Raw genomic sequence first — 26,614 nt, forward strand, 5'->3', positions numbered from 1 at the left:
GAACGGATCATGTCAAAAGCACGCATCTCGCCACTGCGCTCCGGCTTCGTTCACCTGGCATTGGCCGGCTATACCGTGATCGCGCTGTTTCCAGTCGTCCTGACGATCATGAATTCGCTGAAAGACAAGAACGCGATCTTCCGCACGCCGCTGTCTTTGCCGACGGCGGAAACGTTCAGCCTGATCGGTTACACGACGGTGCTGAAACAGGGCGATTTCGTCGGCTATTTCCAGAACAGCCTGATCGTCACGGTCGTCTCGATCTTCTTTGCGCTACTGTTCGGCGCCATGGCGGCCTTCGCGCTGTCGGAATATCGCTTCCGCGGCAATACGCTGCTGGGGCTCTATCTCGCCATCGGCATCATGATCCCGATCCGGCTGGGCACCGTCGCCATCCTGCAGGGCATGGTCGCCGCCGGTCTGGTCAACACGCTGACGGCGCTGATCCTGGTCTATACCGCTCAAGGATTGCCGCTTGCGATCTTCATCCTGTCGGAATTCATGCGTTCGGTCTCGGATGACTTGAAGAATGCCGGCCGCATCGATGGCCTGTCGGAATATGCGATCTTCTTCCGCCTCGTCCTGCCGCTGGTCCGTCCGGCCATGGCAACCGTTGCCGTCTTCACGATGATCCCGATCTGGAATGACCTCTGGTTCCCGCTGATCCTCGCGCCCGGCGAAGCCACCAAGACCGTCACGCTCGGCTCCCAGGTGTTCATCGGCCAGTTCGTTACCAACTGGAACGCGGTTCTCGCCGCATTGTCGCTGGCGATTTTCCCTGTTCTTATTCTCTACGTCATCTTCTCGCGGCAGCTGATCCGCGGCATTACCGCAGGAGCAGTCAAGTAATGAGCAAACCCGTTCGCGTCCTGGTCGCCGGTCTCGGCAATATGGGCCGCAGCCATGCGCTGGCCTATCACAACAATCCCGGCTTCGAGATCGTCGGCCTTGTCAATCGCTCGAAGCCAGTGCTGGCGCCGGAACTGGGCGGCTATACGATCCATCCGGACTTCGCGACGGCTCTCGCTGAATTGAAGCCCGATCTCTGCTCGATCTGTACCTATTCCGACAGCCATGCCGATTATGCCGTCATGGCTTTCGAAGCAGGCTGCGACGTCTTCATCGAAAAGCCGCTGGCAACGACGGTCGCCGATGCCGAGCGCGTCGTGGCGGCAGCAAAGAAGGCCGGCAGGAAGCTGGTGGTCGGCTATATCCTGCGTCACCATCCGTCCTGGATCCGGCTGATCTCCGAGGCTCGCAAGCTCGGTGGCCCCTATGTTTTCCGCATGAACCTCAATCAGCAGTCCAGCGGCCCGACATGGATGACGCACAAGTCATTGATGGAAACCACACCGCCGATCGTCGATTGCGGCGTGCACTATGTCGATGTCATGTGCCAGATCACCGATGCCAAGGCCGTCGAAGTGCGCGGCATGGGCCTGCGACTGTCGAATGAGATTGCACCCTCGATGTACAATTACGGCCATCTGCAGGTGCTCTACGAAGACGGGTCACTGGGCTGGTACGAAGCAGCCTGGGGGCCGATGATCTCCGAGACCGCCTTTTTCGTGAAGGACGTGATGTCTCCAAATGGTTCGGTTTCGATCGTCATGGATCCGAATGCCAAATCCGACGATATCGACACGCACACGAAGACGGCCGTCATTCGCGTTCATAAGGCAGAAACCGGTGCGGACGGTAAATTCGTTCACAAGGACGAAGACCTGAAGATGGATGGCGAGCCGGGACACCAGGAACTCTGCGATCTCGAGCAGGCTTATGTGCTGAAAGCCATCACCGAAAACATCAATCTCGAACGACATATGGACGATGCCGTCCAGTCGCTGCGCATCTGCCTTGCGGCCGATGAGAGCGTGCGTACCGGCCAGCCGGTCAAACTCTAACGAAGCATGTCCCGTTCCGCTGCCTGTCAGCGGGACGAAAGGCATATGCGACAACGAAAAGGCGCCTCACGTGGGATCACTGAATCTGAAATCCATCCGCAAGGCCTTCGGCAATCACGAAGTTCTCAAGGGTATCGACCTCGAGGTGAAGGATGGCGAATTCGTCATCTTCGTCGGGCCGTCCGGCTGTGGCAAGTCGACCCTCTTGCGCGTCATCGCCGGTCTTGAAGACGCGACATCCGGCAGTGTCCAGATCGACGGACAGGAAGTGGTCAACACGCCGCCCGCCAAGCGCGGCATCGCCATGGTGTTCCAGTCCTACGCGCTCTACCCGCACCTGACGGTGAAGGACAATATGGGTCTTGGCCTGAAGCAGATGGGCGCGCCGAAGGCGGAAGTCGATGCCAAGGTTGCCAAGGCATCCGGCATGCTGTCGCTGGAGCCTTACCTCGCCCGCCGTCCCGCCGAACTATCCGGAGGCCAGCGCCAGCGCGTCGCCATCGGCCGCGCCATCGTGCGCGAACCGAAGCTTTTCCTGTTCGACGAACCTTTGTCCAATCTCGATGCGGCACTGCGGGTCAACACGCGCCTTGAGATCGCCCGCCTGCACCGCAGCCTGAAAGCGACGATGATCTATGTGACGCATGACCAGGTAGAGGCGATGACGCTGGCCGACAAGATTGTCGTTCTCAACGCCGGCCAGATCGAACAGATCGGTTCGCCGATGGAGCTCTACAACAAGCCGGCAAACACCTTCGTCGCCGGTTTCATCGGTTCGCCGCAGATGAACTTCGTCGAAGCCGGCAGGCTTGGCGAGGGGCAGGTAAAGACCATTGGTATTCGGCCAGAGCACATCACGCTGTCGCGCGAAAACGGCGACTGGAAGGGCAAGGTCATCCATGTTGAGCATCTCGGTGCCGACACGATTCTCTACCTGGAAACGGAGGTGACCGGGCTGTTGACCGTCCGCCTGTTCGGCGAACATCAATATGATGTCGATGAAATCGTCTATGCGAGCCCGGACAAGGCGGCGATGCATCGCTTTGGTGCCGACGACCGGGTTTTGCGCTGATTCTGAAACGGGATTGTATCCGAACGTTGACGAAAATTATCATTCGGTAACGTTTCATTGTGCGCCGCATCATCGGCTTGCGCTGCCTCGGATTTTAACATACGTATCTGTTTGTATAATTGATGCGTCGGTGGTTTTGTCCCGGAAATCCTGCGTATCACATTGATTTTCATGAACTTCCAGCAGCAGCTGATCTCTTTGAAGAAAGACGATCGGCCGTGCGGCTGGACTTTGCGTATGGAACCAAAGATGCGGATGAACCGACCGATATTGGCTGCAACTGCGGCTGCCCTGATGATTATTTCAGGATGCCAAAAGGAAGACAGCGAGAAGCAGGCGGCTCCGTCCTACCCGCCGCCGCAGGTCTCGGTGATCACAACGAAGACCGAATCGCTGCCGATCACCAACGATCTGCCGGGACGTATCGCCGCGACCCGCATCTCGGAAGTGCGTCCGCGCGCCACCGGTATCGTCATCGAGCGCGTGTTCGAGCAGGGCTCTCATGTGAACGCCGGTGATGTGCTCTACCGGATCGACCCGGCCTCGTTCCAGGTTCAGGTTGAAAGCGCCGAAGGCACGCTGCGCCGCGCCAAAGCCGTCCAGCTGCAGGCCAAGCAGGCGGCCGATCGTCAGGAGCAGTTGAAGAAGTCCGGCGTCGCCACCGGTCAGACCTATGATGACGCGATCGCACAGTTGGCGCAGGCCGATGCCGATGTGGCGATTGCTGAGGCGGGCCTCGCGAGCGCCCAGCTCAATCTGCAATATACCAATGTGACGGCCCCGATCAGCGGCCGTATCGGCCGCGCCCTGATTACCGAAGGTGCGCTGGTCAGCGCCAATGGCTCGGAAAACCTCGCAACGATCCAGCAGCTCGATCCTGTCTACGCCGACTTTACCCAATCCGCGACCGACCTCATCCGCCTGCGCAAGGCGCTGCAGGACGGTGCATTGGCGGGCGACAAGAACGAAGCCAAGGTCAATCTTCTCATGGATGACGGCAGCGCCTATCCGCATGCCGGAAAGCTGCTGTTCTCGGAAGCAGCCGTCGATGAGACCACCGGGCAGGTAACGCTGCGCGGCGAATTTCCCAACCCGGACGGCGATCTCCTGCCTGGCATGTATGTACGCGTAATCGTCGAACAGGGCATCGAAAAGAATGCCATCGCCGTTCCGACCCAGGCCGTGCAGCGCGATACGTCGGGCAATGCGCAGGTCTATGTCGTGAAAGACGACAAGACGGCCGAACTGCGCACCGTGTCTGCCGGTCACGTTCTTGGCGATCAGTGGATCATCCGCGACGGCCTGAAGGCAGGCGAGAAGGTTATCGTCGAGGGCTTCCAGAAGGTTCGCCCGGGCGCGCCCGTCGAACCGACGGACTGGAAGTCTGGCGATGCCAAACCCGCAGCCGAAGCGAAGCCTGCCGACGCAAAACCGGCCGACGCAAAGCCTGCTGCTGAACAGACGGGCACAGACGGCGCTGCCGCCAAGCCGGCCGAAGACGCCAAGCCCGCCGAACAGGCGAAGTGAGGATCTGATCGATGCCTAGTTTCTTTATCGACCGGCCGATCTTTGCGTGGGTCGTCGCACTTTTCATCATGATCTCCGGTATTATTGCGTTGCCGTTGCTGCCGATTTCGCAGTATCCGAACGTTGCGCCGCCGCAGATCTCCATCAACACCAGCTATCCCGGCGCGTCGTCGGAGGAAACCTATCAGAGTGTGACGCGGCTCATCGAAAATGAGCTGAACGGCATCGAAGGCATGCAGTATTTCTCGTCCACCTCCAGCGCCGCTGGCAGTGTGTCGATCAGCGTGACCTTCACTCCGGGCACGGATTCAGGCGATGCCTCGATCGACGTGCAGAACCGCGTTCGCCGCGTCGAGGCGCGCCTTCCGGATGCCGTACGCCAGCAGGGCATCGAGGTTGAAGAAGCTGGATCCGGCTTTTTGATGATCCTAGCGCTCACATCCACGGACGGGTCCATGGACGCGGTTTCGTTGGGCGATTATCTCAGCCGTAACGTACTCAACGAAGTCCAGCGTGTCGAAGGCGTCGGCCGGGCACAAATGTTTGCGACCGAACGCGCTATGCGTATCTGGCTCGACCCGGACAAGATGCGTGGCCTCAACCTGACGGCCGGCGACATCAATGCAGCGATCACCGCGCAGAATGCTCAGGTTGCTTCCGGCAGCATCGGCGCCCAGCCGAACCCGATCACCCAGCAGATCAGTGCCCCGGTCCTCATCAAGGGCCAGCTCACCTCGGCTGAAGAGTTCGGGGCGATCATCCTGCGTGCCAACCTCAACGGCTCCGCCGTCCGCCTGCGTGACGTCGCTCGCATCGAGATCGGCGGTCAGGATTACAGCTTCTCGACACGCCTGAACGGCAAGCCGTCCGCCGCTATCGGCGTGCAGCTGACGCCGACCGGCAATGCGCTTGCTACCTCCACGGCTATCAAGGCGCGTATGGATGAACTGGCAACCTTCTTCCCGGCAGGTGTGGAATATTCCGTTCCTTACGATACGTCGCCCTTCGTGGCGATCTCGATCGAAAAGGTTCTGCATACGCTGCTCGAAGCCGTGGCGCTGGTGTTCCTGGTGATGTTCCTGTTTCTGCAGAACATCCGCTACACCATCATCCCAACGCTGGTCGTTCCCGTTGCTCTCCTGGGTACGTGCGCGGCCATGCTCGCCATGGGCTTTTCGATCAACGTTCTGACGATGTTCGGGATGGTGCTTGCCATCGGTATTCTTGTCGACGATGCGATCATCGTCGTCGAGAACGTCGAGCGTATCATGTCTGAGGAAGGGCTGACGCCGAAGGAAGCGACCCGCAAGGCGATGAAGCAGATTACGGGTGCCGTTATCGGCATCACGCTGGTTCTGTCGGCCGTGTTCATTCCGATGGCCTTCTTCCCCGGTGCCGTCGGCGTCATCTACCAGCAGTTCTCGCTGACCATGGTGGTCTCCATCCTGTTCTCGGCACTGCTGGCCCTGACGCTGACGCCGGCACTATGCGCCAGCTTCCTCAAGCAGGTTCCAAAGGGCCATCATCACACCAAGCGCGGCTTCTTCGGCCTGTTCAACCGTGGCTTCGACAAGGCTTCGCACGGCTATAGCGGCTGGGTTGCCGGCATGGTCACGCGAACATGGCGCTTCATGCTGATCTATGTCGTGCTGCTTGGCGGGTTGGCCTATCTGTTCATGCAGTTGCCGTCTTCCTTCCTGCCGGATGAAGACCAGGGCTTCGTCATCGTCAGCATGCAGCTTCCGTCGGAAGCCACCGGAAACCGCACCACCGAGGTCATCGAGCAGACAGAAGCGATCTTCAGCAAGGAACCCGCCGTCGACCGCATAATTGCCATCAGCGGCTTTTCGTTCTCCGGTACCGGCCAGAATGCCGGCCTCGCCTTCGTGACGCTGAAGGACTGGTCTGAGCGTGGGCCAAACGATGTTGCCTCCGTCATTGCGGGGCGTGCATCGGGCGCCATGTCGCAGATCAAGGATGCGATCAGCTTCGCGCTGTCGCCGCCGCCGATTCAGGGTCTTGGCACCTCCAACGGCTTCGAGTTCCGCCTGCAGAATCGTGGCGGGCAGGGATCTGCGGCACTTGCGGCAGCGCGTGACCAGCTTCTGGGCCTTGCCGCGCAAAGCCAGGTCATCTCTGGCGTTCGTGTTGATGGTCTTCCGGATGCGGCACAGGTCAACCTGCTCATCGACCGTGAGAAGGCCAACACATTCGGCGTTGCCTTCGCCGACATCAACTCGACGATCTCGACCAATCTCGGTTCGTCCTATGTCAACGACTTCCCAAATGCCGGACGTCTGCAGCGTGTGACGGTGCAGGCTGACGAGAACCGGCGTATGCAGACGGCCGACCTTCTGAAGCTCAATGTGCGCAACTCAAATGGCGGCATGGTGCCGTTGTCGGCCTTCGCAAGCATTGAGTGGACGAGCGGCCCGACCCAGACGGTCGGCTATAACGGTTATCCGTCCGTTCCGATCAGCGGCCAGGCCAATGCCGGCTATTCCTCCGGTGAAGCGATCACCGAAATGGAACGTCTGTTCGCTCAGCTACCGCCCGGCTTCGGCTATGAGTGGACGGGCCAGTCGCGTGAAGAAATCGCATCCGGTACCCAGGCACCGCTTCTGGTGGGGCTGGCCTGCCTGCTGATCTTCCTGTGCCTTGCAGCGCTCTATGAAAGCTGGAGCATCCCGGTGGCGGTGATGTTGGTGGTGCCGCTTGGCGTCATCGGCGCAGTGCTGGCCGTGACTCTCCGCGACATGCCCAACGACGTGTACTTCAAGGTCGGTCTGATCGCCATTATCGGGCTATCGGCGAAAAACGCGATCCTGATCATCGAGTTCGCAAAAGAGCAGATGGAGGCTGGAAAACCGCTGCTGGATGCCACCATCGAGGCAGCGCATCTGCGCTTCCGCCCGATCCTGATGACCTCGCTTGCCTTTACCCTCGGCGTTTTGCCGCTGGCGATTGCCACCGGCGCAAGCTCGGGCAGCCAGCGCGCCATCGGTACCGGCGTCATGGGTGGCATGATTTCGGCGACCGTGCTCGCGATCTTCTTCGTGCCTGTCTTCTTCGTGTTCATCATGAAGCTGTTCAAGAGAACGACGTTGAAGCCGATCGGTGCGGAAACCGCAGTCACACCGGCAGAGTAATGGAAGCGGCCCGCCGAAAGGCGGGCCTTTTCTTGAGTCAGGAGGCGTCATGCGCAGAACCAAGGCCGAGGCGGAAGAAACGCGCAACAGCATTCTCAGCGCGGCAGAGCGGGTTTTCTTCGAGAAAGGCGTTTCCACCGCGTCGCTCGACGATGTGGCCAAGGCGGCCGGTGTAACGCGCGGCGCGATCTATTGGCATTTTTCCAACAAGACGGATCTTTTCCTCGAGCTTTACAACACCGTAAACTTGCCGCTGGAAGACATGATCGAACGCGATGTCGAGCAGCCAGCTGCCAACGTGCTCTGCTATATCGAAAAATCGGCGGGAGCCTGGCTGGAAGAACTGGCGGCAGACGAGCATCGCCAGCGGATCTTCACCATTCTCCTGCGCTGTCCATATGGTGACGACCTGTTGCCGGTTCTGGAAAAACAGCAGGAGGTCGATGACCGGCATACGGTCATGCTCGACAGCGCTTTTGACAGGGCCCGCACCGAGGGTTTCCTCAGCGGAAGCTGGACACCGCAATCCGCCACAAGGGCGCTCCGCTGGATGATGGAGGGGCTCTGCAGCGAATGGCTTCTGTTTGGCCGCCGTTTCGATCTGGCGGCGGAAGGCAAGGACGGTCTGAAGCGGCTGTTCAACAGTTTTAGGCAGTTCCCGGCAATCGCCGAGACGCCCGCCGTTTCCTGAACGCTTGCGCCCGTCAGCGACCACATAACGGGTTGCCGGCAAAGGGTCCGCGTGGTGCCGATGTCGATTTCAACTTGCCGACGTACAGGGACCGGAGCGAAGCAGCCGTATGTCGCGGCGTCTGCTGTCAGTGCGCTTCGTCCCAATTATGGGCAGCCCGCGCATCGACCTTCAGCGGCACCCGCATGTCGAGCGCCGGCATCGCCGCGTTTTCCATCACCGAGACGACCAGCGGGATGGTTCGCTCGACATCGGCATCCTCGACTTCGAAAATCAATTCGTCATGGACCTGCAGCAGCATACGGGCGCGCTGCGACAGGCCGGCCTGTTCCAATGCCGGCTCCATCTTCACCATCGCGCGGCGGATGATATCGGCAGCCGAGCCCTGGATCGGTGCGTTGATCGCTGCACGCTCATTGAAGGCGCGGTGCGAGGGGTTGGACGAGCGGATGTCCGGATAGTGCGCGCGGCGGCCGAAGATGGTTTCGACATAGCCGTTTTCGCGGGCAAACGCCTTGGTGCTTTCCATATAGTCGCGGATGCCGGGAAAGCGCTCGAAATACTTCTTGATATACTCGCCGGCTTCCGAGCGTTCGATCGACAGCTGGTTGGCCAAGCCGAAGGCGGAAATACCGTAGATGATGCCGAAATTGATCGCCTTGGCGCGGCGGCGGATCTCGCTCGGCATGCCCTCGACCGGCACGCCAAACATTTCCGATGCGGTCATCGCATGAATGTCGATGCCATCGGCAAAGGCCTGTTTCAGCTGCGGGATTTCGGCGACATGGGCAAGCACCCGCAGTTCGATCTGGCTGTAGTCGGCCGAAACCAGCTGGTGGCCTGGCGTAGAGATGAACGCCGTACGGATCTTGCGGCCTTCGGAAGTGCGTACCGGAATATTCTGCAGGTTGGGCTCGGAGGAGGAGAGACGTCCCGTGGTCGTGGCGGCCAGCGCATAGGATGTGTGGACGCGCTTCGTCTCCGGATGCACGAAGCCGGGAAGGGCGTCGGTATAGGTGGATTTGAGCTTGGTCAGCTGGCGCCAATCGACGATCTTGCGCGGCAGTTCGTGGCCTTCCAGGGCAAGTTCTTCAAGCACCTGCGCCGAGGTTGACCATTGCCCGGTCTTGGTCTTGGCGCCGCCGGGCAGGCCAAGGCGGCCGAACAGGATATCGCCCAGCTGTTTTGGTGAGCCGATATTAAAGCTCTCGCCGACGAGCGCGTAAATTTCGTGTTCGAGACCGGCGGCACCCTGCGCCAGTTCGCCAGAGAGCCGCGACAGGATCTGCCTGTCGATGGTAATGCCCCGTTCTTCCATGCGCGCCAGAACCGGCACGAGCGGCCGCTCCAGGCGCTCATAGACGGCATTGAGATTCTTGGCAGCCAGGCGCGGTTTCAGCACCTGCCAGAGCCGCAGCGTCACATCGGCATCCTCAGCCGCATAAGCGGTAGCCTTTTCGATGTCGACATAATCGAAGCTGACGGCAGATTTGCCGCTGCCTGCAACATCCTTGTAAGGGATCGGCTGATGGCCAAGCCACTTTTCCGACAGCGAATCCATGCCGTGCGTACCGGCGCCGGCATCGACCACATAGGACATCAGCATCGTATCGTCGAAACTGACAATACTGACGCCGTGGCGCTTCATCACTAGGTAGTCGTATTTGAGATTCTGGGCGATCTTGAGGACCGATGGGTCTTCCAAAAGGTCCTTCAGCCGCTCCAGCGCGGCTGCGGCCGGAATCTGGTCCGGAGCGAGCTTCACCCCATCGCTGAAAAGATCGTTGCCGCCGGTCTTGTGGATCAACGGCACATAGGCGGCGCGAATATCGGTGCCGGACGGGTTCTTGCTGTTGTCGGCGATGGCGAGAGAGAAGCCTACGAGTTCCGCCTGCATCGCATCGAGCGACGTGGTTTCAGTATCGAAGGCCACAATGCCGGTCTCGCGGGCAGCCGCAATCCAGGCGTCGAGCGTCGCCAGATCGCGGATAGCCACATAGCCGCTGGGGTCGATCTTGGCCGTTTCAAAAAGTTCTGCACGGCCCTGCGCCAAAGACTGCGGTGTCGCAGCCAGCGGGCCGCCGTCCGGGATGGCGCCAAGAGATGTCGCGGCAGCCGCAGCACTTCCGGCCGCCGATGATTTCGCGGACGATAAGGCCGATGGAGAAGACGGGGAGGCGAGGTCGCCCTTGTCGAGATCCGGTCCATGCGCCTGCGCGCCCCATTCGACCGGGACGGCTGCTGGCTCGACTGCATCCGCATCCGTCTCGGTCGCCGCCGCGACCCGGCGGGTCAGCGTGGTGAATTCCATGGTCTTCAGAAAGGCGACGAGTTTTGGTCCGTCCTGCGCATGCAGCTCGAAATCGTCAAGCGGCACGTCGATCGGCGTGTCGGTCTTCAGCGTCACCAATTGCCGCGATAGCCGCGCAAGCTCGGTATTGGCGATGATGTTTTCGCGGCGCTTCTGCTGCTTGATTTCACCGGCGCGGGCAAGCAGAGTTTCAAGGTCGCCGAATTCCTCCAGCAGCTGCGCCGCCGTTTTCGGTCCAATACCGGGAATGCCGGGCACGTTGTCGGTACTGTCGCCGGTCATCGCCTGCAGATCGATCATTTTTTCCGGCGGCACGCCCCATTTCTCGATCACTTCCGGGATCGAGATCTGCTTGTCCTTCATGCTGTCATACATCGACACATTGGCGGTGACGAGCTGCATCAGGTCTTTGTCGGACGAGATGATCGTTACATCGGCGCCCGTTGCCTCCGCCATCCGTGCATAGGTGGCGATCAGATCGTCGGCCTCAAAACCTTCCTTTTCGATGCAGGGCAGGTTGAAAGCGCGTGTTGCATGCCGGATCAGCCCGAATTGCGGAATCAGATCTTCCGGCGGCGCTGTGCGGTTCGCCTTGTACTGGTCGTAGAGTTCGTTGCGGAAGGTCTTCGACGAATAGTCGAAAATCACCGCAAAATGGGTCGGTGTTACCCCAACGGACGTGTCGCGCGCATCGGTCAAAAGCTTCCACAGCATGTTGCAGAAACCGGAGACGGCATTGACCGGCAGACCATCCGATTTGCGGTTGAGCGGCGGGATGGCGTGGAACGCCCGGAAAATGAATCCGGAGCCGTCGACGAGGAAGAGATGATCACCTTTTTTCATGGCGACAAGGGATAGCGCGGGCCGCGATGGCCGTCCATATTTCATTCCCGAGCGGCGAGAAATTTTAACCGGTTGCTTGACGTTTTGCCGCTGAATTGTGTGGCAGAGGCCCTGCTCTTCAAAGGCGCGCGGCAAGCTAATGACCTGCCGCGCGCTTTTTGTCAGCCGCGCTGGGAGTCGAGCTGCTCGTGGTCGGTCACGACCTGTTGAGCCCGGGCGTAGCTTTCGATCAACAGCTGATAGGCCGGGAAGATCTTGGTGTAGATTTCCGCCCAATCCTGTGCATCGTCACGGTGCCAGGTCTTCTGCAACTCCGAGGCCACAGCGGCCATGTCCATCGGCACGACACCGGCCTGGACGACACGTGCGAGCGTGATCTCCTCGGCCATTTTCGAATAGGTGCCGGATGCGTCGATCACCGCAAAGACCTTGTAGCCGTCATGAACCGCGGCGATCGCCGGAAAAGCCATGCAGACGCTGGTGATGGTGCCCGCGATGATCAGTGTCTTGCGCCCCGTCGCCTTCACGGCGGCGACGAAATCGGCATTGTCCCAGGCGTTGATCTCACCCTTGCGGGCGATGTAGGTCGCGTGCGGGGCGTTTGCGTGGATTTCGGGGATCAGCGGGCCGTTCGGGCCTTGCGGGACGGAGGCTGTGGTGATCACCGGCATCTTGCAGAGCGTGGCCATCTTGGCCAGCGCAGCAGCGTGGTTTCGCAGGACCGGCATCGGCATGTCGCCGATGGTCTGGAAGAGGCCGCTCTGGTGGTCGATCAACAGCATCACGGCGTCGTCGGCATCGATCACCGGTTTCTGGCCGTTGAAGTTTGCGATGGTATTTGGCGTTGTCATGGAAAAGTCCTTTCGGGGATGTTGGGTGGGTTCAAGCGTAGTGTTCAGTCGGCCTTGTCGTATGAAAACTGGATGCCGGCGGTTCCTCCGGTTTCGATGAACAGGTTCATGAAGGCTGGTACGGTAGCGGAGCGCTGCCAGTCGCGCTGCAGCTCGCAGAACAGCTGGGGCACGCTGATCATCTGGCCGCCCGCCTGCTCGATGCGGCGAAGAGCGGCTTCATGCGCCGCGACCGATGTGCCGCCGACGGCATCGATGGGAACATAGACCTCGTAACCTTCCTTGAGCGCATCAAGCGCCGGGAATGTCAGGCAGGCCTCCGTCCAAAGCGCCGTCATGATCAGCTTTTTGCGGCCGGTCTTCTCAACGGCCTGTCTGAATTCCACATCCTCCCACGAGTTGATCGTGGTGCGGTCATAGGTCGGATATTCGCGTAGAACCTTGCTGACTTGCGAGATCGGCGGTTTGTTGAGGCCGGTCTTGACGTTGACGGTCGAGTGCACGATCGGCAGACCGTAGGCGACTGCGGCCTTGGCGGCGCCGGCAATGTTATTGACGAGCAATTGCCGGTCCATGGAGGCGATCGAGTTCACCTGCACAGGTTGATAATCGATGATGATAAAGGCGGAATTCTGCGGTGTGAGCAGGTGATCACGGGCGGGATCGCGGATCGTTTCGCTGGTCATGGCTTGTTTCCTTCCGTTCAAGGCTCGCTTTATAATTTGAAGGCTTTGCCTTCATCGCCCGGGGTGCGAGCCGTTTTTCCCGATGGGCGAAATGGTAGGCGACGTGTCAGGACGAAAATACTGCCGCAACGGCAATGGCGGTAGACCGGCATTTCGGATTGCTCTGTCCTGAAAACAGGACAATCAAGTTCAGGCAGGACTTGACGACCTTGGTTCGTTGTCTTTCTGATCGAACAGGGCAGCTTACTGCCGCCGCTCGAAAACTCGGCAAGCGGAATCCGAGCTTAACCGGTGCATAATGCGGTTGGAAGAGCGCCCCGGGGTTCGTCTCATCCAGCATTGCGACAGGCTATTTGCGGTGACACTGCGTTTTGCAGCGCTTCGTGGCGGCAGCGACCGCCAGTTCCCGGCATTCATGATCAGAGACGATATGCACGCGGGCAGGCTGGTGTCTTTCCTACCCGATTGCGCTCCGAGGGAGGGGCATTCACACAGCCTTTGCACGGGCTACCCTCCTCGGCGTGCGATTCTGGATTTCCGTACAGACGAATATTGGAAGATCAATCGATTGCAGGCTTCCGGCAAGAAACCTCATCGAGACAGAGGTGAGTGAGAAATGCGGCGGCTTCTGGTGGCTGACGCAGCCGGTTTCGAGGAGCATGGACATCGGCAAAAGAAAAAGTGAGGGCCCTCACAGGAACGTTACCAATTTGTAATGCGCCGGGTCGCAGGAGTCCCTTGAAAAGCCACATTTGGCACCACAAATGATAACCAACGGCACCTGAACGCGCCGTCATCTGGTCAAAGGCCTGTCCCCCGCCGAACCCAGATGTAAGGACAAAGGCCTATCCCCCTCTCCGGGCCTTTGTCCAATTCATAACAAAAACCGCCGTGGCCCCGCCTCCGCCATGGCGGTTTTTGTATGTGCTTAAGGCAAGCATCACATCCGTGTGAAATCGTGTTGCCTGCCGGTCCATCGCACGCAATGTAACTTGTGTTCCAGCTTGGGGAGAGGTACCCATAGACATGGCCTTCGACCGTATGGATTCAGCAACATACCTGTCCAGCCTTCTGGCGAAAAGCTTCTCCCGCGCCCTGCAGGAGAGAGGCCAGAAACTTGGCTTTGCACCCGGTCAGTTTCCGGTTCTCCTGGAATTGTGGAGCGAAGAGGGGCTGACCCAGAAACAGTTGCTCGACCGCCTCGATATCGAGCAGGCAACGATGGCCAATACTCTGGCGCGGATGGAACGGGACGGATTGGTCCTGCGCAAGAAGCACCCGACCGACAGGCGCGCGCAGCAGATTTTCCTGACCACCAAGGCCAGGGAAATGGAGGAGGAGGCAAAAGAGGCAGCACTTGCCGCAGATCAATCCCTGTTATCCGGTTTTCGCCATTTCGAGCGGGAACTCATGCTCGAATATATGCGTATGGCGATCGCCAATGGTGCGCAGAACTGACACCTTTTTCCGTTCTGGCATGATGATCATCTTCAATCAAAGTATTTGCTGAAAGCGTCGCCAGTCCTTGCCGACTGCGCCGCGCATCATCTCCTGACGCGCGAGGCCGCTGCAGCATTTAACTTGCTGCAAAACTCTCCCTTAAATCGATTCCGATTTACGGAATTATGCAGTAGGTTCCGCCGCGACAACAAGGATTCCGACATGACAGACACGGCCAGCATTCTCACCCGCGCAGACCACAATCTCCCAAAAAGCTTGGAGCGGCTTTTCGATCTGGTCCGCATCCAGTCGATCTCCACCGATCCGGCCTTCAAGGCGGAATGCCGCAAGGCGGCGGAATGGCTGGTCGCCGAATTGACCAGCCTGGGTTTCGAAGCATCGGTGCGTGACACGCCCGGTCATCCGATGGTGGTTGCCCATCACGCGGCCGGCAAGGCCGGTGCGCCGCACGTGCTGTTCTATGGCCATTACGACGTCCAGCCGGTCGATCCGCTCAATCTCTGGGACACCGCTCCATTCGAGCCGTCGATCAAGCAACTGGATGGCGGCCGCAAGGTCATCACGGGGCGTGGAACGGCTGACGACAAGGGCCAGCTCCTGACCTTCGTCGAGGCCTGCCGCGCGTTCAAGGATGTCAACGCTGCGTTGCCCTGCGAAGTCACCATTCTGTTCGAGGGTGAGGAGGAATCCGGTTCGCCATCGCTGAAGCCCTTCCTGGAAGCGAACGCAGCCGAACTGAAGGCTGACTACGCGCTGGTCTGCGATACGAATATGTGGGACCGCGATACACCGGCGATCTCTGCTGGCCTGCGCGGTCTCGTCGGTGAGGAGATCGTCATCACCGCCGCCGACCGTGATCTGCATTCCGGCTATTTCGGTGGTGCCGCCGCCAATCCGATCCATATCCTGTCGCAAATCCTCGCCGGGCTGCACGATGAGACCGGCCGCGTCACGCTGGACGGTTTCTATGAAGGCGTCGAGGAAATGCCGACGCAGATCAAGGCCGCCTGGGACACACTGGGCATGACGACGGAAAAATTCCTTGGCGAAATCGGCCTGTCGATTCCGTCAGGCGAAAAGGGCCGTTCGGTCATGGAGCTGACCTGGGCCCGGCCGACGGCCGAGGTCAACGGCATCTGGGGTGGTTATACCGGCGAAGGGTTCAAGACCGTGATCGCGGCGCAGGCGTCCGCCAAGGTTTCCTTCCGCCTTGTTGGCGCACAGAGCCCTGAAAAGATCCGCGCCGCATTCCGTGCCTATGTCACCTCGAAAATCCCGGCCGATTGCTCGGTGGAGTTTCACCAGCACGGCGGCTCTCCGGCGATCCAGCTGCCTTACGACTCGGCGCTTCTGAACACGGCAAAATCGGCTCTTTCCGATGAATGGCCAAAGCCTGCGGTTCTGATCGGCATGGGCGGCTCGATCCCGATCGTCGGCGATTTCCAGAAGATGCTCGGCATGGAATCCCTGCTGGTGGGTTTTGGCCTTTCGGATGATCGCATTCACTCGCCGAACGAGAAGTACGAGCTTCAGTCCTTCCACAAGGGCATCCGTTCGTGGATCCGGATTCTCGACGCGCTCGCGGTTTAAGCGCCAACGTTAACGGTTAGCACCCTTGACCAGGCCGGTCGGGGGTGTTCTTTTCGTGCAGATGACATTTTGCCAGCTACAGAATTCAAGAATAATCGCCTCATGAAAACGGTACGCAAACTCGCTTGGCCGTTGATAGGTCTCGCCGCGATCGTGTTTTCGCTTTATGGTCTCTATCATGAGCTTCACGGCCTTTCGGCCGCCGATTTCATGGCAAGCCTGGAAGCGGTATCGCTGAAAAGCTGGTTGTTGGCCGGAGCTGCGACGCTGGCCGCCTATGCGGCGCTGGCGGCCTATGATCACCTGGCGCTCGAGCATCTCGGCCACAAAATATCGCTCTGGTTCATTACCGTGTGTTCCTTCACGGCCTATGCGCTGTCGCATACGGTCGGCGCCTCGGTCTTTTCCGGCGCCGTCGTGCGCTACCGGGCCTATGGATCGAAGGGGCTGACGGCCGGAGAGACCGGCATTCTCGTCGCCTTCTGCTCGTTCACATTCGCGCTCGGCACGCTGATGCTCGCAGCCATCGTGCTTTTGGTCGAGCCCGAAATTACCGCCCGTTTCGCCACCTTCCTGCCGATCGGCGCGTCCATTTCCACCGGCCTGATCATTCTGGCGCTGATTGCACTTTACATCGTCGGCAGCCTCGTCGGGTTCCGGCCGCTGCACACCCGCTGGTTCCGGCTGGAATATCCGAAACCTTCGTTAGCGTTGCGCCAATTGGTGATTGCTCCCGTCGAATTGATCGCAGCCGCTGGCATCATCTATTTCGCCCTGCCCGAAGCCGGAAACCCAGGTTACATGGTGATTCTCGGAGTGTTTCTGGCCTCGTTTTCCGCAGCTCTGCTCTCCCATGCGCCGGGCGGTCTCGGCGTGCTGGAGCTGGTGTTTATCGCCGCACTGCCAGAAATGGACCCGGCCGGGGTTCTCGCAGGGCTTGCCATCTTCCGCCTGTTCTACCTGATCGTTCCATTTCTGATTGCGCTCACCGTCGTGGTGATTTTCGAACGGGGACAGTTCCTTGCCGGCCGCAAGGCCGAGGCTGGCGAAAAAGACGGTGCCTGAGCTTGGCCTGCCCTATGAGGGCGAGTGGCAGATTTTTGGCAGCGCTTTTTCCAGGGGCCCCGCAACATTCTCAAGCTCGGCGCTCTCGATATGCAGTGGCGCGAAGGGCGGCTCCTGAATGGCGGCATTGACGATACGGGTGATGTAGCAGCCAGCGAAGATCTTTTCGTTGCCGCCTTTCTCCGTGGATTTGATAGCCACCGGAACCGGAGCATAGATACTGCCGGCCGCCCCCTCCTGCGTCACGGAGCCGATCAAGACCTGAACGTCCACAGTCTTCTCATAGCCCTTCACGAATGTTTCGTAGCTATCGACCGGATCGCTGAAATAGCTGTAGGCGCGGGCATATTCATGGCGATTGATGGCATTGTACAGCGAGCGGACGAGAGCGGGGCCATCCGAGCGGTCGTCGATATAGGCCGCCTGATCCTGGGCGTCGGCGTGAACGGTAGACCCTGCCAGGGCTACAGCCGTCGAAAGGGAAATGAGAATGGCTTTCATGCACACGACTCCTGTTGTTCACAGGGAGTTTCAATGCGGATAAGGCGATTTGAAGGTGCAGCCTAGCATTAGCCGCTAAAAACCGCGCCGCCAAAGCCGAGTGCTGCAAAAAGCCGGGGTGCTGCAAAAGGCATGACCCCAAAAAACAAAAAGGCCGGGAGAACCCGACCTTTCACAACACGCTTCGACACTCCTGCCAGTACATCCGTGGTCAACCGCGGAAGCGCATTTCTCCGGCGCGGATAATCGCGCCAGATTTAATTAAGCAGCCTGCAGGTTGTCTGCAGACATCTTGCCGGACTTGCGGTCCTTGACGAGCTCGAAGCTGATCTTCTGGCCGTCATTGAGGCCACGCATACCAGCGCGCTCAACAGCAGAAACGTGTACGAAAACGTCCTGGCTGCCGTCGTCCGGCTGGATGAAGCCGAAGCCCTTTGTGGAATTAAACCATTTTACTGTGCCAGTGGCCATAACGATCCCTTTCTCTAGCAAATTATGTTGAACCATCCCGTAAACGTTACGGAAAAGCTTTTGTTCGAATCTGAAGGAAAGTTCGTCCGATTGCGCACAAGTCGCAAAAACCAAAGTCATCTAACAAATATCGACCAAAGCTCAAATAGGTTATCAAAGCTCGTCAGTCAAGTTTTAATATTCATTTTTAACCTGACGCATTGTTTTTATTGGATTTTATAAGCCGAATACCAAGCTGGAGACGCACTCTTTTTCGATTTTGCCTCAGAAATTATCCGCAGCCATCTTGAGCGCGGCACGGTATTTTCCGCACGCCGGTTGATTTATTTAATGGCGGCGTCATGTCCTGTTTATCTCTGTGAAGTGGAGGACCAAAAATGTCGAGGTTCCTGATAGCTGCCGTTTGCCTGGCTCTACTTTCGCTGTCCGGATGTGCCAACACTGTGCGAGGCATGAAGCGGGATGGCGTACAGACCAGTCATGCGCTGGATGATGCGACCCACCGCGTTGCGCGTGCCAACGCGAATTGACAGAAGAAATTTACATGGGCTCGCCAATGGCGGCGAACTCTCGGGAGAAAGGTTCGGCTACGGCTGTTCGCGCGTGCCGGGCGAGCTTTCGCGTTGATCTGCGTCGTCCAGATCGGTCGCCACAACAAACGCATCGGTGTGTTCGCGGATCGCTTCGCGCACGACACTCTGGTTAACGGCATCTCCGCCTTCACCCTCGCCGCCGTCGATTTCGCGTGCAGCCGCTGCCCAGTGGTCTTCCTGCTTGCCGTCGGGCGAGCCGTCGTCCTGCCAAAGCTGGTAGGCGCGCTTCCGGATTTTGGTTTCTATGTCGTTTTCCATTGGTCTTCCGCCGCGATAGGGTTTCAGTTTTGCAGGCCGTGCGAAACAGGAATGAGCAAGCCGGCAAGGGCTTTCAGAACCGGTTTCCGGCGCGGCGTTTCCGGCACGTCGCGAACGTTTCTCAGCAGTGCCTGCCTACGCGCAGAGAGATCGAAAGCTTTTTCAGCCTCTGACAGAAGCTCGTCGTTTTCTGAATTGAGATGATAAATCTGGCCCATGGCAAATCCCCTGTTTGAGGCTCGGATAACCGGATTTGGGGAAAAAAGTTCCGGTGTCTCATGAAAAAAGGCCCCGATCGGGGCCTTTCAAATCTGCACGCCGCTTTGGCAGTCCGTGCGTTACCAATATCGGCGGCGGGAAGGTTCCGGCTCCTGCTTGGAGGCAGCCCCCAGCAAAAAGCCGATCGCCCCTCCGACCAGCAGCGCAAACGTCAGTGCGCTGCCAGCCGCTGCCGGATGTTCCCGGGCGGTTTGAGCGATGGCGCTGCCTTCGGTCCGGGCTGCACTTACCGCTTTTCGGGCCACAGGTGCTGCGGCATCAAGCACACTGGATGCCCGGTCACGGACATCACTGTAAGCCTGAGCGCTCTGGGCGCTGACGATTTTGGAAAGGCGCGCCACTTCGGCCCGCAATGATTCAATGTCGTTATTGGTTGTTTCTGCCATCTTGGTTCTCCTGTTGCCGACCGACAAACGAGTTAGCCAGTGGAATGGTTCCCAACAATGGAAAGTCTGTTGTGCGGCACGTCGATGCAGCGGTGCCGCCCACAGGGTATCAAAATTTAAACGCTGACACGCCGCGCATGCTTGTCGGCAGCCTTTTTATCGCCGGCTGCCTGGTCGAGGATGTTGCGGGCGTCTTCAACGGATATCCGGTGTTTCTTTGCGAAAGAGATCGGTTCGTAGGGCTTGTCTGAGGGGGTCGACATGGGTGGTCTCCTTGGATCGTTGTTTGAGGCCGCCGGAACGCTTAACGTCACAAAAGCGGCCATTCCGTCGCGAAACGGTCTAGCAAAAGAGTAACAGGCTGGGTCAGAGAATTAAGGACACGCTTGCCGCATGTTCCAAAAATCTGGCGAGCGGATTTGAGTTGGCCGCGCTGAAGCGATGGAATTGCTTCAGCCACCGCTGTCGGTGCTGATCATTACATGGCGATTATTGCCGCATTCCGCAAGTGCGTTCTCGCGCGGCCGGGAACCGGCGGCACTTGAGGCCGTGAATTTAACGCCCCCTTAAATCGCCGCATTTACACTTCATCGCACGGTGCGAAATCGTGCGTTGCGGACTATGTGCCGGCCACGCTCCCCAAACGCCCAGCTGGAGCAGACCCACCCCGACATGGCAGGAAATCGAACATCAGGGCAGAGGATTGAACCTTCCTTTGAAGGTGGACGCGGTCAGGATGACGGCGATCTGCGCATGAATGCCGGCGAACGCGTCAGTGGCGGCGGCACGAAATCCGGTGGTTCGAAGCCTGGAGCGAAGAAGACCAGTTCACGAAAAACCAGCAGAAGGGGCGGTTCGCGTGGTGGGGGAGGCCTGACGGGCCTGGTCCGGTCGCTGGTCTACTGGTGCGTCGTGCTCGGAATTTGGGGCGCCATCGGCGTTGGCGGACTGGTGCTCTATTATGGATCGCGCATGCCAAGCGCCACCACCTGGGCCATTCCGGACCGGCCGCCCAACGTCAAGATACTGGCTGTCAGCGGCGATATCATTGCCAATCGCGGCGCCACCGGCGGCGAGGCGCTGTCGCTCGAAAACATGTCGCCCTATATTCCGCAGGCGGTCATCGCCATCGAGGACCGGCGCTTCTATTCGCATTTCGGCGTCGATCCGCTCGGTCTGGGAAGGGCGATACTGACCAATATCACCTCTGGGCGCATGGTGCAGGGCGGTTCGACAATCACCCAGCAGCTGGCCAAGAACCTGTTCCTCTCGCCGGAGCGCACGCTCGAGCGGAAGGTGCAGGAAGTGCTGCTCTCCGTCTGGCTGGAGCAGAAATACACCAAGGACCAGATTCTTGCGATGTATCTGAACCGGGTGTTCTTCGGTTCCAATGCCTATGGTGTCGAAGCGGCCTCGCGGCGCTATTTCAACAAATCCGCCCGGGATGTGAACCTGGGCGAGGCGGCCTTGCTCGCAGGCCTCCTGAAGGCGCCGTCGCGCCTCTCGCCGGCGCGCGATCCGAAGGCTGCCGAAGAGCGGGCCCAGGTCGTACTCGGCGCCATGCGCGAGGAAGGCTTCATCACCGACAGCGAGATCAAGACCGCGATGTCGCAGACACCGACCAAGGCGAAAAGCTTCTGGTCCGGTGCGCAATATTATGTTGCCGACATGGTCATGGACCAACTGCCGGGCATGGTCGGCGAGATCAGCCAGGATCTGATCGTCGATACGACGCTCGATATCAATCTGGAAAAGAAGGCCGAGGAAACACTGGCTGCAAGCCTCGATGCATCCGGGCAGAAACTGGATGTCTCTCAAGCCGCGCTGGTATCGATCGATGGCACCGGCGCCATCCGCGCCCTTGTCGGTGGCCGTGACTATGCCGAAAGCCAGTTTGACCGCGCCGTCAAGGCAAGGCGCCAGCCGGGTTCGGCCTTCAAGCCCTTCGTCTATGCTGCCGCCATGGAAATCGGCCGCACACCGATGTCGATCCGCAATGATGCGCCGGTCCGGATCGGCAACTGGACGCCGGAGAATTACGATCAGAAATATCGCGGCGAGGTGACTCTCGCCAATGCGCTGGCCAATTCGCTCAACACCATCGCCGCCCAACTGGTGATGGAGGTGGGCCCGCAGAATGTCATCAAGCTGGCGCGCCGGCTCGGTATCGAATCCGAAATGCAGTCGAACGCCTCGATCGCGCTCGGAACCTCGGAGGTCAGCCTTGTCGAGCTGACGTCAGCCTATGCGCCGTTCATGAATGGCGGCTTCAAGGCGACGCCGCATGTGATCCGGCGGATTTCAACGGCTGACGGCACTGTTCTTTATGAAAATACCTATGACAATCCACCCCGTGTGCTGGATCCGGCTGTTGTCAGCGAGATGAACCAGATGATGGTGGGCGTGATCGATCATGGTACCGGCAAGGCTGCCCGGCTGAAGGGCTGGCAGGCAGCCGGCAAATCGGGCACGACCCAGTCCTTCCGTGATGCTTTGTTCGTCGGCTTCACCAGCAATCTGACCACCGGGGTCTGGTTCGGCAATGATGATGGCAAGTCGATGAAGAAGGTCACCGGCGGCGGTCTTCCGGCCAAGGCCTGGCATGATTTCATGACGGCCGCCCATGAAGGCCTGTCGCCCTCGCCGGTCTTCGGCACGACCGGGATCCAGCCGACATTCGACGGCAATCAGGCCGCACCCGAAAGCGTTGGCGATGTTATCTCGGGCACGTTCGGCAAGGGGGCGGCGGATGAATTTCCGCAAGCACCCGTCGCCAACGGACAGATGGCTGGCACGCAGGATTTCGATCAGCCGGCGCAGGCGGCAAATTCCGGGCTTACACCACCAGCCGATGTCGGTGAGACCACCGGTGCGACCCGCCGCACGACCCTGTTTGACATCCTGACCGGCGGTTGAACCGCCGCCGCCATTTGGTGCTCCTGACGATGGGAGTCGTTTTCCATGTAGGACTGAGTCAATTTGAACAGCCGCTATCCCCAAGCGATGACAACGTTTTCCGGCTCGATCGGGTGATCGATCCAGACACGAATCCGAGTTTTCGTGGACGGCACGTGTGCACTGGCGAATTCGGGCTCGATAGCATCAAACAAAATAAGTTCGTTATTGGGGGTGTTCAGAATCCCGTCGAAATCAGGTTTTCTTATCCCTGTAATTTCCGTAATTGGTCCAAACGTCACATTGGTATCTCCGTCGCTCCAATAGTAAGCTGGAACGTTGATGCAGTCAGGAGAGGAAAATATTCCTTGCCTGTCCATGTGGAGAGGAATCTTCACATTGCGACGACCTGCAACATAGATACTCAGGTATTCGGGCGTGATTGTAATTTTCTTTACGGACATCAAGTATTCCCTTTCTTGAGATATCAGCCCGCCTTGTGATTTACTGCGCTCAACATCAACTCGTCATCGGGCAGCATCTCTTGGCTGCACGACTTTTGCTTATCCCCAGGCAATAACCACGTTCTCTGGCTCGATCGGGTGATCCATCCAGACTTGGATACGGGTTTTCGCGGATGGGACACGCGCAATGGCGTATTGGGGTTGGTTCGCGTCAAATAAGATAACTTCTTGATTGGGGGTGTTCAGAATCCCGTTGAAATCAGGCTCCCGTTTCTCCTCAATCTCGGAAGCTGGTCCAAACGTCACGTGCGTGTCCCCGTCGTTCCAATAGAGCGCGGGAATGAGAATGCAGTCTTTTGACGAAAGGACACCTCGCCTATCCATGTGCGTCGGAATATCGACATTTCGACGGCCTGCAACGTAAAAGCTCACATATTCCGGAGCGATCGACAGGTGCTGCACGGTCATGGTGTCAAAATCTCCTTTTCGATAAAAGTCCACCTTGTGATTGACTGCACGGCCAGCAATGCGGATAAATTCTACTTGGTTTGCCAAGCGATTGTGGCACCTGATGGTCGCCAATAAAATGACCGCGCTTGGTTCCCGATGTCTTTATACCACACCAGTGGCATCCGTAGGTACGGCCGATGCGATCGATTTCCGCCTGTTCCCTCCTGGTCAGCCGCCTGTTGGTTGCTGGCGCCGCAATCCACTCCTTAGCAAAGGGTCCGATGCCTGTCCGCGGCAGCCTCAACTGAAGTGCGCGGAGCATCGCCTCCTGTGTTACGGGTTCATTGGCTCGTATCAGCCCCTCGACCGTCTCGTAGGCTTGCGGGGTCGGCCGCCAGTTCGGGTCACGTCTTTGAACGGCGCGTAACGCTTCCTGCATCCGGCCAATACTGACCGCCAGCCGCGCTTCCTGCCCAGGCGTGACGGGCTGCCATCTGTCGAGAATGCGGACTTGTCCCGCGCCACGAGGCCCGCGGCGGTTGACGCGGATCGGCCGGCTGTCGGAACCGTCTCCGGCCCATTGCCCGCCATCGGGATTGCCGGCTGGCACCCGCGGCTGCTCGGGGCGAAAACCGGCTTTCCATTCCAGGCATAAGGTCAGCGCTCGAATTTCGACGGCCATCGCCGCCTGCCGGTAGCTGAGTTTTCGCAGGCTCAAGTCTGCCGGGTCTGTCGAAATCATTGGCCACGCCATCCGCTTTTCAATTCAGTCGGACAATTGTGCGTGGTGTAGAGGCGGCGGGGATAAATTCAGGCTGGAAAAAGCCTGCGAAACAATTATGTTCTGGTCAACCCAATGAACATGCGATGATTTTCCCGCAGCAGACGATCGCATCGACACCGCCATGCCTGCTGGACGTCCCCGCTGTTCTGGAGCGAGAACCGCAATCGCTTCAAGAGAGGATTGCTGATTTCCGTAACGGCGCGCGATGCTTCATCATAATAGGCGTTGATTTCCTCGGCTTCGTGGCGTCGTCATGCCTTGCAGTCCGAAACACTGGTCCTTATATACGCCCCATCACCGCAGTTTTCGCTGCGAATATTCCACAGACCATCCCGTTAGGGGCTGTCGCATGAATGCCTGACCGGGTTCTGACAGTCCGCTGCAAGGAGAGAACGACATGGCTAAAGTAATCGGTATCGACTTGGGAACGACCAACTCCTGCGTCTCCGTCATGGACGGCAAGGACGCGAAGGTCATTGAGAATGCGGAAGGTGCACGCACCACGCCGTCGATCGTTGCATTCAACGACGATGGCGAGCGTCTGACCGGCCAGCCGGCCAAGCGTCAGGCCGTCACCAACCCGGAAAACACGCTGTTTGCCGTCAAGCGCCTGATCGGCCGCCGTTACGACGACAAGTTCGTCGAAAAGGACAAGGCCCTCGTTCCTTACAAGATCGTCAAGGGCGACAATGGCGACGCATGGGTCGAAGCGCAGGGCAAGGGTTATTCCCCGTCGCAGATCTCCGCCATGATCCTTCAGAAGATGAAGGAAACCGCAGAATCCTATCTCGGTGAAAAGGTCACGCAGGCTGTTATCACCGTTCCGGCTTACTTCAACGACGCGCAGCGCCAGGCAACCAAGGATGCAGGCCGCATCGCCGGTCTTGAAGTGCTCCGTATTATCAACGAGCCGACCGCAGCAGCCCTCGCTTACGGCCTCGACAAGAAGGACGGCAAGACCATCGCCGTTTACGACTTGGGCGGCGGTACGTTCGATATCTCGGTTCTGGAAATCGGCGACGGCGTCTTCGAAGTGAAGTCGACCAACGGCGACACCTTCCTCGGCGGCGAAGACTTCGACATGCGTCTGGTCGAATATCTTGCAGCCGAGTTCAAGAAGGATCAGGGCATCGACCTGAAGAACGACAAGCTGGCTCTGCAGCGCCTTAAGGAAGCTGCTGAAAAGGCCAAGATCGAACTGTCGTCGTCGCAGCAGACCGAAATCAACCTGCCGTTCATCACGGCGGATGCCACCGGTCCGAAGCACCTGACGATGAAGCTGTCGCGCGCCAAGTTCGAAAGCCTGGTTGACGAGCTGGTTCAGCGCACCGTTGCACCGTGCAAGGCAGCCCTTAAGGATGCCGGCGTCACCGCAGCCGAGATCGACGAAGTCGTTCTGGTCGGCGGCATGAGCCGCATGCCGAAGGTACAGGAAATCGTCAAGCAGCTGTTCGGCAAGGAGCCGCACAAGGGCGTCAACCCGGATGAAGTGGTTGCCATGGGCGCCGCGATCCAGGCCGGCGTTCTGCAGGGCGACGTCAAGGACGTTCTGCTCCTCGACGTGACCCCGCTGTCGCTCGGCATCGAAACGCTGGGTGGCGTGTTCACCCGCCTGATCGAACGCAACACGACGATCCCGACGAAGAAGTCGCAGACCTTCTCGACGGCCGAAGACAGCCAGAATGCCGTGACCATCCGCGTCAGCCAAGGCGAGCGCGAAATGGCCCAGGACAATAAGCTGCTTGGCCAGTTCGACCTGGTCGGCATTCCACCGGCACCGCGTGGCGTTCCGCAGATCGAAGTCACCTTCGATATCGACGCCAACGGCATTGTCCAGGTTTCGGCCAAGGACAAGGGCACCGGCAAGGAGCATCAGATCCGCATCCAGGCATCGGGCGGTTTGTCCGACGCCGATATCGAGAAGATGGTCAAGGATGCCGAGGCCAATGCCGAGAGCGACAAGAAGCGCCGTGAAGGCGTCGAAGCGAAGAACCAGGCCGAAAGCCTGATTCATTCGTCGGAAAAGTCCCTGAAGGAATTCGGCGACAAGGTCACGGAAGCCGAGCGCACCGCGATCTCCGATGCGATCGCGTCTCTGAAGACCTCCGTCGAAGCCTCCGAGCCGGATGCTGAAGACATCAAGACCAAGACCCAGACGCTTCTCGAAGCTTCGATGAAGCTTGGCCAGGCGATGTACGAATCGCAGCAGACTGAAACGGCCCATGCGGATGCAGAGGCCGATGCAGCCCGCGATAGCGACATCGTCGATGCCGACTATGAAGAAGTCAAAGACGAGGACGACCGTAAGAAGTCCGCATAAGTCTTTTTCAAATATCCGTCAGATAGCCCGGAGCCGCAAAGCTCCGGGTTTTTTGTTTTCGGT

The 26,614-nt window shown here is 59.0% G+C and carries 24 protein-coding genes; 12 read left to right on the forward strand and 12 right to left on the reverse strand.

The features are described from left to right. Positions 1-9: 9 nt before the first annotated feature. The 6 genes from ACP7E6_RS16345 (at position 10) to ACP7E6_RS16370 (ending at position 8,343) form a co-directional block, all read left to right on the forward strand. Positions 10-849 (forward strand): carbohydrate ABC transporter permease, encoded by an 840-nt coding sequence (locus ACP7E6_RS16345; protein ID WP_426230814.1) that lies wholly within the window; start codon positions 10-12, stop codon positions 847-849. Next, entirely contained in the window at positions 849-1,904 is a 1,056-nt protein-coding gene (locus tag ACP7E6_RS16350; protein WP_426230815.1) for a Gfo/Idh/MocA family protein, read from the forward strand. The genes ACP7E6_RS16345 and ACP7E6_RS16350 overlap by 1 nt, the downstream gene beginning before the upstream one ends. 70 nt (positions 1,905-1,974) lie before the next feature. After that, complete coding sequence (locus tag ACP7E6_RS16355) at positions 1,975-2,976, forward strand: ABC transporter ATP-binding protein (RefSeq protein WP_426230816.1); 1,002 nt, start codon at positions 1,975-1,977, stop codon at positions 2,974-2,976. A 237-nt stretch (positions 2,977-3,213) separates the two neighbouring features. After that, positions 3,214-4,503, forward strand: a complete 1,290-nt coding sequence (locus ACP7E6_RS16360) for an efflux RND transporter periplasmic adaptor subunit (protein WP_426230817.1) — start codon at positions 3,214-3,216, stop codon at positions 4,501-4,503. 11 nt (positions 4,504-4,514) lie between these two features. Further along, the gene (locus ACP7E6_RS16365) at positions 4,515-7,652 is read left to right on the forward strand and encodes a multidrug efflux RND transporter permease subunit (RefSeq protein WP_426230818.1); all 3,138 of its coding nucleotides are present in this window, start codon (positions 4,515-4,517) and stop codon (positions 7,650-7,652) included. 49 nt (positions 7,653-7,701) lie between these two features. Next, complete coding sequence (locus ACP7E6_RS16370; protein WP_426230819.1) at positions 7,702-8,343, forward strand: TetR family transcriptional regulator; 642 nt, start codon at positions 7,702-7,704, stop codon at positions 8,341-8,343. Positions 8,344-8,470: 127 nt separating this feature from the next. On the opposite strand, the gene polA is transcribed toward ACP7E6_RS16370, so the two are convergent. From polA to ACP7E6_RS16385, 3 genes are all read right to left on the reverse strand, one after another. Beyond that, positions 8,471-11,497 carry a DNA polymerase I gene (gene polA, locus ACP7E6_RS16375; protein ID WP_426230820.1) on the reverse strand — a complete coding sequence of 1,009 codons (3,027 nt, stop codon included), beginning with the start codon at positions 11,495-11,497 and terminating at the stop codon, positions 8,471-8,473. Positions 11,498-11,658: 161 nt separating this feature from the next. Next, on the reverse strand, positions 11,659-12,348 hold the full coding sequence (locus ACP7E6_RS16380) for a hydrolase (protein WP_426230821.1): 690 nt from the start codon (positions 12,346-12,348) through the stop codon (positions 11,659-11,661). 44 nt (positions 12,349-12,392) lie between these two features. Then, complete coding sequence (locus tag ACP7E6_RS16385) at positions 12,393-13,034, reverse strand: hydrolase (RefSeq protein WP_426230822.1); 642 nt, start codon at positions 13,032-13,034, stop codon at positions 12,393-12,395. Between the two features lie 1,026 nt (positions 13,035-14,060). Here ACP7E6_RS16385 and ACP7E6_RS16390 point away from each other — a divergent pair. The 3 genes from ACP7E6_RS16390 to ACP7E6_RS16400 all read left to right on the forward strand — a co-directional run bounded on the left by ACP7E6_RS16390 (position 14,061) and on the right by ACP7E6_RS16400 (position 17,150). After that, positions 14,061-14,492, forward strand: a complete 432-nt coding sequence (locus tag ACP7E6_RS16390) for a MarR family winged helix-turn-helix transcriptional regulator (protein WP_426230823.1) — start codon at positions 14,061-14,063, stop codon at positions 14,490-14,492. A 204-nt stretch (positions 14,493-14,696) separates the two neighbouring features. Continuing rightward, a complete protein-coding gene (locus ACP7E6_RS16395) occupies positions 14,697-16,085 on the forward strand; it encodes a M20/M25/M40 family metallo-hydrolase (RefSeq protein WP_426230824.1) in 1,389 nt (462 codons plus the stop codon). Positions 16,086-16,187: 102 nt separating this feature from the next. Next, the gene (locus ACP7E6_RS16400; RefSeq protein ID WP_426230825.1) at positions 16,188-17,150 is read left to right on the forward strand and encodes a lysylphosphatidylglycerol synthase domain-containing protein; all 963 of its coding nucleotides are present in this window, start codon (positions 16,188-16,190) and stop codon (positions 17,148-17,150) included. A gap of 12 nt (positions 17,151-17,162) precedes the next feature. On the opposite strand, the gene ACP7E6_RS16405 is transcribed toward ACP7E6_RS16400, so the two are convergent. Together ACP7E6_RS16405 and ACP7E6_RS16410 are read right to left on the reverse strand one after the other, a co-directional pair. Continuing rightward, positions 17,163-17,651, reverse strand: coding sequence for a hypothetical protein (locus ACP7E6_RS16405; RefSeq protein WP_426230826.1), 489 nt, complete (start codon positions 17,649-17,651; stop codon positions 17,163-17,165). A 261-nt stretch (positions 17,652-17,912) separates the two neighbouring features. Beyond that, positions 17,913-18,122, reverse strand: coding sequence for a cold-shock protein (locus ACP7E6_RS16410; RefSeq protein ID WP_056338617.1), 210 nt, complete (start codon positions 18,120-18,122; stop codon positions 17,913-17,915). A gap of 377 nt (positions 18,123-18,499) precedes the next feature. Here ACP7E6_RS16410 and ACP7E6_RS16415 point away from each other — a divergent pair, with 377 nt between their 5' ends. Next, positions 18,500-18,652, forward strand: coding sequence for an entericidin (locus ACP7E6_RS16415; protein ID WP_426230827.1), 153 nt, complete (start codon positions 18,500-18,502; stop codon positions 18,650-18,652). Between the two features lie 57 nt (positions 18,653-18,709). Here ACP7E6_RS16415 and ACP7E6_RS16420 read toward each other — a convergent pair whose 3' ends face one another. The 4 genes from ACP7E6_RS16420 to ACP7E6_RS16435 form a co-directional block, all read right to left on the reverse strand. After that, positions 18,710-18,973 carry a DUF2934 domain-containing protein gene (locus ACP7E6_RS16420; RefSeq protein ID WP_426230828.1) on the reverse strand — a complete coding sequence of 88 codons (264 nt, stop codon included), beginning with the start codon at positions 18,971-18,973 and terminating at the stop codon, positions 18,710-18,712. Positions 18,974-18,996: 23 nt separating this feature from the next. Then, entirely contained in the window at positions 18,997-19,191 is a 195-nt protein-coding gene (locus tag ACP7E6_RS16425) for a hypothetical protein (protein ID WP_426230829.1), read from the reverse strand. 120 nt (positions 19,192-19,311) lie between these two features. After that, positions 19,312-19,638, reverse strand: a complete 327-nt coding sequence (locus ACP7E6_RS16430) for a hypothetical protein (protein ID WP_426230830.1) — start codon at positions 19,636-19,638, stop codon at positions 19,312-19,314. A 116-nt stretch (positions 19,639-19,754) separates the two neighbouring features. Beyond that, complete coding sequence (locus ACP7E6_RS16435) at positions 19,755-19,901, reverse strand: hypothetical protein (RefSeq protein WP_426230831.1); 147 nt, start codon at positions 19,899-19,901, stop codon at positions 19,755-19,757. Between the two features lie 409 nt (positions 19,902-20,310). Here ACP7E6_RS16435 and ACP7E6_RS16440 point away from each other — a divergent pair, with 409 nt between their 5' ends. Then, positions 20,311-22,554, forward strand: coding sequence for a transglycosylase domain-containing protein (locus tag ACP7E6_RS16440; protein WP_426230832.1), 2,244 nt, complete (start codon positions 20,311-20,313; stop codon positions 22,552-22,554). Positions 22,555-22,628: 74 nt separating this feature from the next. Here the strand turns inward: ACP7E6_RS16440 and ACP7E6_RS16445 are convergent, their stop codons facing one another. From ACP7E6_RS16445 to ACP7E6_RS16455, 3 genes are all read right to left on the reverse strand, one after another. Beyond that, a complete protein-coding gene (locus ACP7E6_RS16445; protein WP_426230833.1) occupies positions 22,629-22,997 on the reverse strand; it encodes a hypothetical protein in 369 nt (122 codons plus the stop codon). A 99-nt stretch (positions 22,998-23,096) separates the two neighbouring features. Next, the gene (locus ACP7E6_RS16450; RefSeq protein WP_037103752.1) at positions 23,097-23,465 is read right to left on the reverse strand and encodes a hypothetical protein; all 369 of its coding nucleotides are present in this window, start codon (positions 23,463-23,465) and stop codon (positions 23,097-23,099) included. Between the two features lie 4 nt (positions 23,466-23,469). Then, positions 23,470-24,189, reverse strand: a complete 720-nt coding sequence (locus tag ACP7E6_RS16455) for a hypothetical protein (protein ID WP_426230834.1) — start codon at positions 24,187-24,189, stop codon at positions 23,470-23,472. 439 nt (positions 24,190-24,628) lie between these two features. Between ACP7E6_RS16455 and dnaK the strand changes: the two genes are divergently transcribed. Next, entirely contained in the window at positions 24,629-26,551 is a 1,923-nt protein-coding gene (gene dnaK, locus ACP7E6_RS16460) for a molecular chaperone DnaK (RefSeq protein WP_426230835.1), read from the forward strand. Positions 26,552-26,614 lie beyond the last annotated feature (63 nt).

Source organism: Pararhizobium sp. DWP3-4, assembly GCF_049898205.1.
Lineage (GTDB): Bacteria > Pseudomonadota > Alphaproteobacteria > Rhizobiales > Rhizobiaceae > Pararhizobium.